The following is a 13,684-nucleotide window of genomic DNA, read 5'->3' on the forward strand; positions in this document are numbered from 1 at the left end:
CTCAGAAGTGCAGGCTCAGCCCGAGGTTGATCGAGCGGCCGTAGCGGTAGTAGCCCTGGGTGAGCAGCGGGTGGCCGTTGATGCTGTAGGTCTGCGCCTCGTCGAGCAGGTTGCGGCCCTCCAGGCTGACGGTCAGCAGGTCGTTGACCTTGTAGGACGCGTGCGCGGTGAGCCAGGTCAGCGAATCGGCCTGCTCGTTGTAGCCGGTGCCGATCACGTTGATCGCGCTGACGAAGCCGTCGGTGTGGTCGGCGGTCGCGCCCAGCGACCACGGCCCCTTCTCGTACATCAGCGCGAGCGAGTAGGTCGCCGGCGCGATGCCCTCCAGCGGGCGCTCCTCGTCGCCGACCCAGCTGCGCGACCAGTTGCGGGTGTATTGCGCGCGTACGCCGAAGCCGTTCTGCCAGAAGTGCTGCAGGCCGGCCTCCAGGCCGCGGACCTTGGCGTAGTCGCCGTTGATCGGCCGCATCACGTTGAACAGGTAGCCCGGCACGCCGATGTCCTGGCCCGGTTCCCAGCTCGTGGTGATCTGGTTCTCGATGCGCTTGTAGAACACCGCCAGGTTCGCGATCGAGCTCTCGGTGAAGTACCACTCCAGCGAGGCGTCGGCCTGCCGCGCGCTGTAGGGCTCCAGGTCGACGTTGCCGCCGTAGACCTGGGTGAAGTCGCCCCACGAGACGCTGGCGGTGGTGTTGGTGGGCGCGAGCTGGTTGACCGGCGGGCGGGCCATCGTCTTCGCCGCGCCCAGGCGCAGTTGCAGATCGTCGTCGAAGCGCCAGATGAAGTTCGCCGACGGCAGCACGAACGTGTATTCGGCATCGGCGCGGATCGGGGTGGGCTCGGCGTACTGGGCGGTGTAGTTGAACGGGCCGTACTCGGTAATCGAGACGATCTTCGCGTCCCAGGCCTCGGCCTGGGTCCGGGTCTTGACCACGCGCACGCCGACATCGCCGCTCCAGCGCTCGCCCGACAGGTCGGCCTGGAGGTACACCGCGCGCGTCTTCTCGCTCACGCGGTAGCTCTCGAGCGGGTTCCAGCGCGGCGCGGCCATCGAGAAGTCGTAGGCGGTGCCGTCGGGGCGCAGGTTGCCGTCGTAGGCGCGCAGCCGGGCCAGGTAGCCGGGCACGTCGAAGGCGAGGAAGCTGCGCGGAAAATCGCTGCCGACGCCGCTCATGAAGTTCGGCAGCGCGAGCGGGTCGGACAGCACGTCGCCGCCGAGGTCGCCGACGTTGATGGCATTGTCGGACGCGTAGTAGTCGGCGGCGCCGTTGAGGGTGTTGTTGACCAAGTCGCGCGACTTGCTGCGGTCGGTGAGCGAGATGCCGAAGCGCAGCGTGTCGAGCGCACCGCGACCCACGTGCAGGTCGCCGCCGAGCGTGCCGCCGGTGATCTCGTCGCGGATGTCGTCGCCGCGCAGCTCCATGTAGTGCGTGTCGAAGTCCGATGCGCCGAACTGCCCGTCAGCCAGGCCCTGGCGCAGGTCGCGGCCGTCCGGGAAGGCGGCCGAGACGTTGGGCACCGCGTCGGGGCCGAGCTCGATCCGCGCGACGTTGGGCTGGTTCATGCGCAGCACCACGTAGGTGTCCTGGCCGCCGGAATAGCGCTTGGACGTCGACCGGTAGCCGTCGGCGGTCAGCGTCAGCGCGTCGGTCGCCTCCCAATGCGCGTTGACGCCGTACAGATCGGTGTCGACGACGCGGTGCTCGGTCTGGTTGAGCAGCTCGGGGTTGAGCCGCAGCTCCGGGTCGGGGTTGTCCATCGTGAAGCCGGTGACGATGCCGTCCTGCACGACGATGTCCGACCAGCGCCCGGGCGCGAACAGCGGGTAGTACGACTGCTGGTAGGAGACCTGCGGGGAGTCGAGCCGGGTCTTGAGCCCGTCGACGACGACGCGCACGCGGTCGCTGGGACGCCACTCGAACTTGGCCGAGTACGCGGTGCGCTTCTTGTCCTCCAGGATCGAGCCGACCCGGAACTGCCCCGGCGCGATCAGGCCGTACTCGTCGGGATCGAGTTCGCCGTTGCCGTTGGGGTCGATGTTGCCGCCCCAGGCGTTGCCCGACCAGTTCTCGTCGCGCGGATCGGGATTGCGGGTCCAGCCGCCGTCGTTGCCGGCGATGTCGGTCCGGTCGCGGCGGTCGCCGCGCACCACGCCCAGCACCAGGCCGAAGGTGTCGTCGGCGAAGGTGTTGCTGTAGACCGCCGAGAGCTTGTGGCCGTCCTCCTCGGACATCCGGTTGCGATCGCCCTCGATCCGCACCACGCCGTGCTGGCCGCGCTGGTCGAAGGCGCTGGCCGAGCGCAGGTTGACCAGGCCGCCGATCGCGCCTTCCGTCAGCGCGGCCTGCGCGCCCTTGACGACGTCCGCGCCGCTGATCACGTCGGCGGGCAGCACGTCGAACGCGAAGTCGCGGCCGGCGCCGTCGGTCGCCAGGATGCGGCCGTTGAAGGTCGTCAGGGTGTACTCCGGGCCGAGCCCGCGGACGCTGACCTTCTGGCCCTCGCCGCCGGCGGTTCGGCTGATCGCCACGCCGGTGATGTGGCTCAGCGAGTCGGCGACGTTGTCGTCGGGAAACTTGCCCAGCTCCAGCGCGCTGATCGAGTCCTGGACGGTCGCCGCATCGCGCTTGAGCTCGACCGCGCGCGCGACGCTGCCGCGCACGCCGGTCACGACCACCGCATCCAGCGTCTCGACCGCGAACGGGCCGTCGCCGGGCGGCGCGGGCGGGGTGGACTGGGCCTGGGCGAGCCCAGGCGCCGCGGTGGCGAACAGGGCCAGCGAGATACAGCGAAACAGCGTGTCGCGGTGCAGGTGGGTCGTCACTTCGTCTCTCCCTCGAAGGCGGTGTCGGGCAGTCATGCGGGCGCAACAAACGAAAACGAGACTATCTTATGTTTCGTTTTGTTATCAATAGCGAAATTTAACGAAAAGGGGCATACTCCGCCGCATTGTGAGAAGGGCCATGACCGGAAGCCGGGACACCAGTCAGCGACGACTGCGGATCAGCGAACTCGTGCGCCAGCACGGCAGCGTGCAGGTGACCGCGCTGGCCGAGCTGTTCGGCGTGAGCGTGCAGACCGTGCGCAAGGACCTGCGCTATCTCGCCGAGCGCGGGGTGATGGCGCGCGCCTACGGCGGCGCGATCGACAGCAACGCGGTCGGCGGCCCGGTCGCCGAGCCGGCGTACGAGGTCAAGCGCACCGAACGCCTGGAGGCGAAGCGCCGCATCGGCCGGCTGGCGGCGACGCTGGTCAAGGCCGGCGACACGATCGCGATCGACTCGGGTACCACCGCCATCCAGCTCGCCGAGGCGATGCCCAACATCGAGGCGACGGTGGTCACCAACGACTTCGGCGTGCTGACCGCGCTGACCCCGAAGAACAACGTCGACATCGTCATGCTCGGCGGCGAGCTGCGCCGCAAGAACATGGCCTTCTACGGCGGGCTGACCGTCGATGCGCTCGACGCGCTGCACGTGGACGTGGTGTTCCTGGGCGTCGACGGATTCGACCTGGAGCGCGGCATCACGACCCACTACGAGCCCGAGGCGATGCTCAACCGCAAGATGATCGAGGCCGCGCGCAAGGTGGTGGCGATCACAGACAGCTCGAAGTTCGGACGCATCTGCCTGCACCGCATCATTCCCGTCTCCGGCCTCGATGCGCTGATCACCGACGAGGACGCGCCCGACGAGGTGCGCGAGGCGAGCCGGCAACTGGGCTTCGACCTGCTGCTGGCCTGACCGCGCCACGGCTCAGCGTCGCCGCGGCGCGAACACGCGCACCGCGTTGGCGTAGTAGACCTTGTCGATCACCTCGCGCGGCAGCGCGAGCCCGCGCACGTCGGCGCGGATCGTGTCGATGCGCTGGGTCTCGCCGGTGGCCAGGAACATCCAGTCCGAGCGCCAGGTCGCGTGCGCGCTGCGGCGGAACGCCGCCGGATCGGTGTCCGGATCCTGGGTGAGGTCGGTGCCGTAGAGCAGGCGGTCCTGGTAGGCGACGAAGAACGCGCGCACCTTGGCGTGGTCGCGCACCGCCTGGTGCTGGACCTGGGCCATGCGCGCAGCGAGGTCGACGGTCGCCTGCGGATAGCGGTCGAGGAACGCGGCCAGGCGATCGACGTCCCATTCCAGGCTGGCCATGTGTGCGCCGACGAACGGCAGCTGCGGATGCGCATCCAGGAACCGGTCGCGCACCGCCATGTGCGTCTCGTAGCCGGGTTCCTCCGGATGCAGGTACATATGGTACTCGGGATGGTTGCCGAAGTATTCGCGGTCGTTGTCAGTGGTCATCCGCTCCAGCGGCAGCCAGCAGTTGTGCGGCTCGCCCTGGTGGCCGATCAGCGGCACGCCGAGCGCCTGGATGCGCGCGGCGACCGGCGCCAGTCCAGGGTGGTCGAGCATGATCGGGCGGCCCTGTGCGTCCTTTTCGACCATGCCCACGTTCTTCCAGATCTTGACCGCGCGCGCGCCGCGCGCGACGTCGGCGGCGAGCGCGTCGCCGGTGGCCTGCGACCATCCGGGTGCGCCGAAGCCGGTCATGCGGAACGTCGCAGCCCAGTGGAAGCGCGCCGGATCGGCGGCTGCCTGCGCCAGCGCGATCGCGTGCTGGGTCTCCACCGGCGGGAAGGCCGGGTAGTCGACGTTGATCGACAGCAGCTCGAAGCCGTCCGCGCGCGCCTGGTCGAGAAACGCCGGCGAATCGGCGTTGGCGTGCACGTGCGCGTCGAACTTGCGCACCGAGGCGAAGTCCGCCATCGCGTAGCCGGCCGATGGGCCGGCGTCCTGCGGTGCGGTGGCACAGGACGCGGGCAGGCAGGCGGCGAGGGCGATCGCGCACCACTGGAATCTGGACATGCGGGTCATTCCGTTTCGGTAGCGAAACTTTTTTAGCACATAACGAAACGAAATTGTTGCGACATCGCTCGCATTGACGCAGACTCGGCGGAACCGAACGAAAGGGGAGAGCCCGGCACATGCTGCCCGTCCGACGTCGCACCGTTCTCAAGCTCGTTTCCGGCAGCGCGATGTACGCCGCGCTGCCGCTGGCGCATGCCGCCGGCCCCGCCACCAAGGGCGCCGTGCGTGCCGTCGCCGACGACAGCCTGCTGTCGATCGAGTTCGACGCCGCGCTGCGGACCCGGCTCTCGAGCCGGGGCGAGGCGATCACCGGATTCGACGCCAGCGAGGCCTTGCTGCTCGCCGACGGCGGCGTCGTCGACGATTTCGCGTTCGAGGACGCGCGCATCGCGCGTGTCGCCGACCCGCGCCACGGGCCGGGGCGCCGCCACACGCTGCGTGGCCGCTCGCCCGGCGGCATCGAGAAAACCGTCGAACTGACGTTCCACGAACGCCATCCCGGCATGGCGGTGCTGGCCGTGCAGTACCGCAACGACGGTGACGCACCGCTCGAGGTCGCCGGCTGGCGCAACGCCGCGCATGTGCTGGCCGAGCGCGGCGACGGGTTCTGGAGCTTCTCGGGCGCCACCCACACCGACCGGCGCGATTGGGTGCAGCCGATGGGCGCGGATTTCGCGCAGCGCAACACGCTGGCGATGGACTCGTCGGACTACGGCGGCGGCACCCCGGTCGCCGACGTCTGGCGCCGCGACGTCGGCCTGGCGGTGGGGCACCTGGAGACCAGGCCGCGGCTGCTCGACCTGCCGGTGGCGCGCACACCAGGCGGCGCGGCGATCGCGGTCGAGAGCCGGCGCGCGACGACGCTGGCGCCCGGTGCCACGCTGCGCAGCGACCGCACGTTCGTGTGCGTGCACACGGGCGACTACTACGCCGCGCTGCTGCACTACGCGCGCTGGATGGCCGATGCCGGCATCGCCGCGCCCGAGGTGCCCGCGTCGGCGTTCGCGCCGATCTGGTGCGCCTGGGGCTACGAGCGCGACTTCACCACCGAGCAGGTGCTGGGCACGCTGCCGAAGGTCAAGGAGCTGGGCTTCGAGTGGGTGGTGCTCGACGACGGCTGGCAGACCAACGAGGGCGACTGGCAGATCGACACGCGCAAGTTCCCGCGCGGCGAGGACGACATGCGCGCCTTCGTGCAGGCGATCCGCGCGCAGGGCCTGCGCCCGCGGCTGTGGCTGGCGCCGCTGGCGGCCGACCCGGGCAGCGAGGTGCTCTACCGGCACACCGACATGCTGCTGCTCGACGAGGACGGCGCGAGCCAGAACGTGACCTGGTGGAACGCCTTCACGCAGTGTCCGGGTTACCAGCCGACGGTCGATTTCTACGTCGCGCTGGTCACGAAGATCATCGGCGACTGGGGCTTCGAGGGGCTCAAGCTCGACGGCCAGCACCTCAACGCCGTCGCGCCCTGCTACAACCCGACGCACAACCACGCCGACCCGATGGAATCGTGCGAGGCGGTCGCCACGTTCTGGCAGGCGATCTACGACGCCGCGCACGCGGCCAACCCCGACGCGATCGTCGAGCTGTGCCCCTGCGGCACCGCGTTCGCGTTCCACAACCTCCCCGCGACCGACCAGTACCCCTCGTCGGACCCGCTGTCGTCGTGGCAGGTGCGCCACAAGGGCAAGACGATCAAGGCGTTGATCGGCAGGCGCGGCAGCTACGCCGGCGACCACGTGGAACTGGCCGACGGCGGCGCGGACTTCGCGTCCAGCGTCGGCATCGGCGCGGTGATCTCGACCAAGTTCACGTGGCCGGCGGACATCCCCGAGCCGAAGCTGGACATGCCGCCGGGCGGCCTGGTGCTGGGCCCGGAGAAGGAAGCGCTGTGGCGCAAGTGGATCGACCTCTACCGGGAGCACATGCTGCCCAAGGGCGATTATCTGGGCACGCTGTACGACATCGGCTTCGACAAGCCGGAAACGCACGTGATCGGCAAGGACGGCGCGCTGTACTACGCGTTCTACGCCGACCGCTGGGACGGGCCGCTGCAGCTGCGCGGCCTGGGGCGGGGCCGCTGGCGCGTGCGCGACCTGTTCGGTGGCGCCGACCTGGGTATCGTCGACGGGCGCCAGGCCACGGTCGCCGCCGCGTTCGAGACGTTCCTGCTGCTGCAGGCCGTGCCCGAGGGCCGCGACGCATGAGCGCGGTCGCGCGCGCGCCGGCCGCCGGCCGCGCCTGGCTGGGCTTCGCGCTGGCGACGGTGGCGCTGTGGGGCGTGTGGGGCGCGCTGTCGGGCCTGACCGCGAACCCCGCGTTCCCCGAGACGCTGGTCTACTGCGTGTGGGCGGCGACGATGGTGCCGCCGGCGCTGTTCGTGCTGTGGCGCAACGGCTGGTCGATCGACCGCAGCCCGCGCGCGATCGCCTATGGCCTGGCGATCGGGCTGCTCGGCGCCGGCGGGCAGATGCTGCTGTTCAAGGCGCTCGCGAGCGGGCCTGCGTACTTCATCTTCCCGATCATCTCGCTGTCGCCGGTGATCACGATCGCGCTGTCGTTCACGCTGCTGCGCGAGCGCACCACGCGCATCGGCGCGGTCGGCGTGGCACTGGCGCTGGTGGCGCTGCCGCTGCTGGACCTGTCGTGGGGCGGCGGTGGCGACGAAGGCCTGGGCTGGTTCGTGCTGTCGCTGCTGATCATGGCCGCGTGGGGCGTGCAGGCGTACTTCATGAAGCGCGCGAACGCGGTGGTGCGCGCCGAGAGCATCTTCTTCTACATGGCGGTCGGCGCGCTGCTGTTGCTGCCGGTCGCCTGGCGGATGACCGACTGGACCGGGCCGATCGAGACCGGCCCGTCCGGGGTCGGCCTGGTCGCCGGGATCCAGGTGCTCAACGCGATCGGCGCGCTGTGCCTGGTCTACGCGTTCCGCTACGGCAAGGCGATCGTCGTCGCGCCGCTGACCAACGCCGGCGGCCCGCTGATCACCGCGGCGCTGGCGCTGGCGCTCGCCGGGGTCGTCCCCGGCCCGCTGAAGTTGCTCGGCCTGGTCCTGGCCCTGGTGGCCTCGGTCCTGCTGGCACTGGAGCCGGAGCGCGACGTTCCGGCGCACTCCCCCTGACACGAGAGACGCAATGCATGCCCTGCTGGATCTGATCGCGCGCCACGAGCGTGGCGATGCCTGTGGCCTGACCTCCATCTGTTCGGCGCACCCGCTGGTGCTGGAGGCCGCGTTGCGCCATGCGCAGCGCCACGACCTGCCGCTGGTGCTGTTCGAGGCGACCTGCAACCAGGTCAACCAGGATGGCGGCTACACCGGCATGACGCCGGCCGATTTCGTCGCCTTCGTCGCCGGCATCGCGCAGCGGGTCGGCGTCGATCCGGCGCGCATCGCCCTCGGCGGCGACCACCTGGGCCCGAATCCGTGGACCGCGCTCGAGGCCGACGCGGCGATGGCCAAGGCCGAGACGATGGTGGCCGCCTACGTGGCCGCGGGGTTCCGCAAGATCCACCTGGACTGCTCGATGGCCTGCGCCGGGGATCCGGTACCGTTGCCCGAGCCGACGATCGTCGCGCGCGCGGTGCGGCTGTGCCGCGCGGCCGAGGCCGCGCATGCGCAGGCCGGCGGCGAGCCGCCGGTCTACGTGATCGGCACCGAGGTGCCGGTGCCCGGCGGCGCGACCGAGGCGATCGAGGGCCTGGCGACGACGACGCCCGCCGATGCGCTGGCCACGATCGATGCGCACCGCACGGCATTCGCTGCGGCGGGCCTGCAGGACGCCTGGACGCGGGTGATCGCGTCGGTCGTGCAGCCGGGCGTGGAGTTCGACCATCACCGGGTGATCGACTACGCGCCCGACGCCGCGCGCGCGCTCAGCGACGCGGTCGCCGCGGTGCCGGGACTGGTGTACGAGGCGCACTCGACCGACTACCAGACCCGAGAGGCGCTGGCCGCGCTGGTGCGCGACCACTTCGCGATCCTCAAGGTCGGCCCCGGGCTGACGTTCGCGCTGCGCGAGGCGCTGTGGGCGCTCGATGCGATCGAGCGCGAGTGGATCGCGCCCGAGGCGCGCGCCGGCGTGCGCGAGACCGCGCTGGCGCGCATGCGCGAACGGCCCGAGCACTGGCGCCGCTACTACCCGGGTGAGGGCGAGGCGCTGGCGCTCGACCTGCAGTACAGCCTCAGCGACCGCATCCGCTACTACTGGCCCGACCCGGCCATCGAGGCCGCCTGCGAGCGGCTGTTCGCCAACCTGCGCGCGTCGCCGCCGCCGATGCCGCTCGTCGCCCAGTACCTGCCGCAGGCGCTGCGTGCGCTGCGCGCCGACCGCGCCGCGTTCGATCCCGCCGCCCTCGCGATGGCCCACATCGCCACCACCCTCGACGACTACCGCCATGCATGCCATTCCGACGACCGCCGCTGAGTTCCTGGGCATCCCCGAGTCCGAGCTCGAGGCCGGCGGCGCGCTGTGGACCGCGCGCGAGATCGCGCAGCAGCCGCGCATGCTCGAGCGCACCCACGCGCTGGTCGCCGAACTGGCCGGGGCGATCGCCGCGTTCGTCGGCCCGGTGACCGGCGACCGGGCGGCGCGCGTGGTCCTGACCGGCGCGGGCACCTCGGCCTACATCGGCGAGTGCCTGGCACCGCTGCTCGACCGGCGGCTCGCCGCGCGCGTGGAGACGGTGCCGACCACCGACATCGTCAGCGCCCCGCACCTGTACCTCGACCCGGACCGACCGCTGCTGCTGGTCTCGTTCGGCCGCTCGGGCAACAGTCCCGAGAGCGTGGCCGCGGTCGAGCTGGCCGAGGCGCTGGTCGGCGACGTGCGCCACCTGGTCGTGACCTGCAACGCCGACGGCGCGCTCGGCCGGGTGGCAGTGCGGCAGGCCATGACGCTGCTGTTGCCCGAGGAGACCCACGACGTCAGCTTCGCGATGACCTCCAGCTTCAGCTGCATGATGTACGCCACGCTGGCCGCGCTGTGCGGGCCGGCGGTGCTGGCGCCGCGCATCGCGGGCATCGCGCGCGCGACCGCCGAGGCGATCGGGATCGCCGGCGAGCCGATGCGCGCGCTGGCGGGGCAGGGCCTGACGCGGGTCGCCTACCTGGGCAGCGGCCTGTTCAAGGGCCTGGCGCGCGAGGCGGCGCTCAAGCTCGGCGAGCTGACCAACGGCGGCGTGGCGACCTGCTTCGAGTCGCCGATGGGCTTCCGCCACGGGCCCAAGACGTTCGTCGACGGGCGTACGCTGGTCTGCGTGTTCGTCTCCAACGACCCGCTGACCGCGCGCTACGATCGCGACCTGATCGAGGAGCTGCGCAACGACCGGTGCGCTGCGCGCGTGATCGAGGTCACCGCGCAGGCGCCGTTGTCGGCAGCCGATGCGATCCGCATCCCGGGCCTGGCGCAGGCCGAGGACGTCGACCTGCTGTGGCCGTTCGTCGCGGTCGCGCAGCTCTACGCGTTCCACGCCTCGCGCGCGATGGGCTTCAGTCCCGACACGCCAAACCGCCAGGGCACCGTGAACCGCGTGGTCCAGGGCGTGCGCCTGCACCCGCGCGTGCCATGAGCGGCGACCGGTTCCTCGGCGTCGACGGCGGCGGCACGAAGACCCGCTTCGTGCTCGTCGACGCCGGCGGGCGCATCGTCGCCGAAGCGTGCCGGGGCACGACCTACCACCCGCAGGTCGGGCTGGACGGCGTCGCGGCGATCCTCGCCGACGGCATCGGCGAGGTCGTGCGCGCCGCCGGCATCGGCCCCGACGCGATCGCGTACGCCTTCCTCGGGCTGCCCGCGCACGGCGAGGACGGCGTGGCGACCCCGCGGCTCGACGCGATTCCCGAGGCGATCCTCGGGCACCGGCGCTACCGCTGCGGCAACGACATGGTCTGCGGCTGGGCCGGCTCGCTGGCCTGCGCGGACGGCATCAACATCGTTGCCGGCACCGGCTCGATCGGCTATGGCCAGCGCCGGGGGCGCGAAGCGCGCGCCGGCGGCTGGGGCGAGGTGTTCTCCGACGAGGGCTCGGCGTACTGGATCGCGGTGCAGGGGCTCAACGCGTACGCGCGGATGAGCGACGGCCGGCTGCCGCGCGGCCCGCTGCACGCCGCGCTCAATGCGCACTTCGGGCTCGCGGCCGACCTGGAACTGTGCGCGCAGGTGTACGGTCCGAACGCGCTGACCCGCGACCGGATCGCCCAGCTCTCGCTGCAGGTCGCGCAGGCGGCCTCGGCGGGCGACCCGGTGGCCGCGGCGATCTTCGCGCGCGCCGGCCGGGAGCTGGCCGGGATCGTCGAGGCGGTGCGCCGCGCGCTCGGCTTCGACGACGACGCGGCGCCGGTGCCGCTGGCCTGCTCGGGCGGGGCGTTCGCGGCGGGCGCGTTGCTGCACGCGCCGTTCGAGGCCGCGCTGCAGGCCACGGGCGCGCGGTTCGAGTTGCGCGCGCCGCGGTACGCGCCGCATCACGGCGCGGCGCTGTACGCGATGCGGCTGGCCGGGCGCGCGCTGCCACAGGCGCCGGCCACGGCCTGAGCCGTCGGCCGGGCGCGGTCAGCCGCGCAGGCGCACCAATTGGGCCTGCAACGCCTCGACCTGGGCGCGCAGCTGCGCGTTCTCGCGTTCGAGCGCGTCCACGCGCCGCTGCAGTGCGCGCGCGTCGGGCGCGGCCTCGGCGTCGTCGCCGTCCTGGCCCTCGCGCGGCGGGCGCGGGCGCTTCTTCGCGTCGCGGGCACGCTTGGCGGCCTGCTTGAGCTCGGCCTTGCCGGCCTGGGCGGCGCTGCGCTGCTCGTCCTCGGGCAGGCTGGCGACCGCGGCCGCGGCGCTGATCGAGATCTCGCCAGCCTTCAGCGCCTCGACGACCTCGGGCGTGGCCTGGGCGTGGATGCGCTCGATCATCATGACCTGGTTGGCGCTGAGCCGGGCCTCGCGCGCGAGATCCGCGCGGCTGGCGGGCACCGGCGCGTCGTCCCACGGTGGGCGGTCGTCGGCGTCGGCCTCGGCGGGCGCGTCGTCGCCGTCGGCCGGAGGCGGCGGCGATTCGAGCCGGGCCTGCTGGCGCGCCTCCAGGATGTTGCGCTTGCGCAGCGCGAGCACGCCACGCTGGTAGTCCGAGACGCTGCGCCGGCCTAGGTGCTGCTCGATCATCCACAGGTGGACGTCGTCCATCGACTTGAAGCGGGTGTTCTGCACGGTCTCGAACGGAATGCCGTGCTTCTGGCAGATGCCGTAGCGGTTGTGGCCGTCGACGAGCACGTTGCCCCAGAGCACCAGCGCGTCGCGGCAGCCCTCGGCCAGCAGGCTGCGCTCCAGCGCCTCGTGCTCGTCGGGCGTGAGCGGATCGATGTAGGCCTTGAGGGCGTCGACGACGACGATGTTCATGCGGCTCCGGGGGCGACGGGGGGCGCGCATTGTAGGCGGCGCGCCCGGCATGGGCACCGGCCACGCCCGGCGGCGGTGCGCGGCGCCTGCCGACGCCGCGCGGGGGCGGCCGCCCGTATGCTCGTCGGCTTCCCGACCCAGGACTCCCGCCGCCGATGACGCCGTCCTCCCGCGATCCGTATCCCGACGCGCTGCGCGCGGGCGCCCTGTTGCTGGTCGTGCTCGGCCACTGGATCGCGACGCTGCCGCGGATGGCCGACGGCGTGCTGGTCGACACCGATCACCTGCTCGCGGCCTGGGACGCGGCCGGCTGGCTGACGTGGGTCGTGCAGGTGGTGCCGCTGTTCGTGTTCGTCTCGGCGGCGGTCAGCGCCGACGGGGTGGCGCGACGGGTCGGGCAGGGCGCGCGGGCGCAGTGGTGGGCCGGGCGGGCGCTGGGACTGGCGCGGCCGACGGTGACCTACCTGGCGGTCCTCGCCGCCCTCGCCGCGCTGTCGTGGCTGTCGGGCGGCCACCTGCTGGCGGTGTTCGACCGGTCGCTGACGATCCACCTGTGGTTCCTGCTGATGCTGCTCACGGTGCAGGCGCTGCTGTCGTGGTGCCTGCGGCTGGACGCGCGCTTGCGCTTGGGCGCGGTCGCCGTCCTGGTCGTCGTTGCCGGCGTGCTGGATCTGCTCCGCGCCGGGGCGACGTCGCCGGGCGCGCTGCGCACGCTCGGGCAACTGGTCACCGAGCGGCCGGCGGGGATCGCCTGGCTCAACATGCTGGTGGTCTGGCTGATCCCGCAGCAGCTGGGCATCGCGTGGAAGCACGGGCGCTTCCGCGGCCCGGCGGCCGGTGCCGGCCTGCTGCTGCTCGGTGCGGCCTGGCTGGCGCTGGCGATCGCCGCCGGCTACCCGGTCGCGATGGTCGGCGTGACGCTGGCCGGCAACAACATGCTGCCGCCGACGCTGGCGCTGATCGGCGTGATGTGGCTGCAGGTGGGACTGGTGCTGCTGTGCGAGCCGCTGGCACGGCGCGTGCTCGCCGGCCGCGCCCCGGCGCGGGCGATCGCGGTGCTTGGCGCGCTCGGCATGCCGCTGTACCTGTGGCACAAGCTCGCCGAGCTGCCGGCGGCGTGGCTGGGCGAACGGCTGGGGCTGCCGATCGACGCCGGCCTGCCGGGCGAGCCAGGCTTCTGGCTCGGCCGTGCGGGCTGGATCGCGCTGTGCCTGGCGATGGTCGCGCCGGTGATCGCGCTGGTCGTGCGGTTCGAACTGCGGCGCGATCGCGACGTGCCGGGCTCCGGTCGCCTGGCCGACGTCGCGGTTGGCGGCCTGGCGCTCTACGTCGGCCTGGCGGCGGCGCTGGCGCTGGGGGCATGGCCGGGCGCGGCGATCGGGCTGGTCGCGGTCGCGGTGGCGTCCTGGCGCCTGCGGACATCGCCGCGGTAGGAGGGCGCACAGGCAA

At 72.1% G+C, this 13,684-nt stretch carries 10 protein-coding genes; 7 read left to right on the plus strand and 3 right to left on the minus strand.

What is annotated here, in order from left to right; translation table 11 throughout:
• Window position 1 precedes the first annotated feature (1 nt).
• Window positions 2–2,824: a TonB-dependent receptor gene (locus WQ56_RS03440; RefSeq protein ID WP_231583340.1), complete on the minus strand. Its 2,823-nt coding sequence runs from the start codon at window positions 2,822–2,824 to the stop codon at window positions 2–4.
• Between the two features lie 139 nt (window positions 2,825–2,963).
• Here WQ56_RS03440 and agaR point away from each other — a divergent pair, with 139 nt between their 5' ends.
• Window positions 2,964–3,743 carry a transcriptional repressor AgaR gene (gene agaR / locus WQ56_RS03445; protein WP_047135696.1) on the plus strand — a complete coding sequence of 260 codons (780 nt, stop codon included), beginning with the start codon at window positions 2,964–2,966 and terminating at the stop codon, window positions 3,741–3,743.
• A 12-nt stretch (window positions 3,744–3,755) separates the two neighbouring features.
• On the opposite strand, the gene WQ56_RS03450 is transcribed toward agaR, so the two are convergent.
• Entirely contained in the window at window positions 3,756–4,856 is a 1,101-nt protein-coding gene (locus WQ56_RS03450; RefSeq protein WP_197076422.1) for an amidohydrolase family protein, read from the minus strand.
• Between the two features lie 119 nt (window positions 4,857–4,975).
• Here WQ56_RS03450 and WQ56_RS03455 point away from each other — a divergent pair, with 119 nt between their 5' ends.
• From WQ56_RS03455 to WQ56_RS03475, 5 genes are read left to right on the plus strand one after another with little or no spacing between them, the layout of a single operon-like run.
• Window positions 4,976–7,066: a glycoside hydrolase family 36 protein gene (locus WQ56_RS03455; RefSeq protein ID WP_047135698.1), complete on the plus strand. Its 2,091-nt coding sequence runs from the start codon at window positions 4,976–4,978 to the stop codon at window positions 7,064–7,066.
• A complete protein-coding gene (locus tag WQ56_RS03460; protein WP_047135699.1) occupies window positions 7,063–7,980 on the plus strand; it encodes a DMT family transporter in 918 nt (305 codons plus the stop codon). Before WQ56_RS03455 ends, WQ56_RS03460 begins: the two co-directional genes overlap by 4 nt.
• 13 nt (window positions 7,981–7,993) lie before the next feature.
• Entirely contained in the window at window positions 7,994–9,283 is a 1,290-nt protein-coding gene (locus WQ56_RS03465; protein WP_047135700.1) for a D-tagatose-bisphosphate aldolase, class II, non-catalytic subunit, read from the plus strand.
• On the plus strand, window positions 9,255–10,427 hold the full coding sequence (locus WQ56_RS03470) for an SIS domain-containing protein (protein WP_047135701.1): 1,173 nt from the start codon (window positions 9,255–9,257) through the stop codon (window positions 10,425–10,427). Before WQ56_RS03465 ends, WQ56_RS03470 begins: the two co-directional genes overlap by 29 nt.
• Complete coding sequence (locus tag WQ56_RS03475) at window positions 10,424–11,389, plus strand: BadF/BadG/BcrA/BcrD ATPase family protein (RefSeq protein WP_047135702.1); 966 nt, start codon at window positions 10,424–10,426, stop codon at window positions 11,387–11,389. The genes WQ56_RS03470 and WQ56_RS03475 overlap by 4 nt, the downstream gene beginning before the upstream one ends.
• A gap of 18 nt (window positions 11,390–11,407) precedes the next feature.
• Here the strand turns inward: WQ56_RS03475 and WQ56_RS03480 are convergent, their stop codons facing one another.
• Window positions 11,408–12,235, minus strand: a complete 828-nt coding sequence (locus WQ56_RS03480; RefSeq protein ID WP_047135703.1) for a plasmid replication/partition related protein — start codon at window positions 12,233–12,235, stop codon at window positions 11,408–11,410.
• A gap of 155 nt (window positions 12,236–12,390) precedes the next feature.
• On the opposite strand from WQ56_RS03480, the gene WQ56_RS03485 reads away from it, so the two are divergent.
• Complete coding sequence (locus WQ56_RS03485) at window positions 12,391–13,668, plus strand: acyltransferase family protein (protein WP_047135704.1); 1,278 nt, start codon at window positions 12,391–12,393, stop codon at window positions 13,666–13,668.
• The last annotated feature ends 16 nt before the right edge of the window (window positions 13,669–13,684 follow it).

Source organism: Luteimonas sp. FCS-9 (genome assembly GCF_001014645.1).
GTDB lineage: Bacteria > Pseudomonadota > Gammaproteobacteria > Xanthomonadales > Xanthomonadaceae > Luteimonas.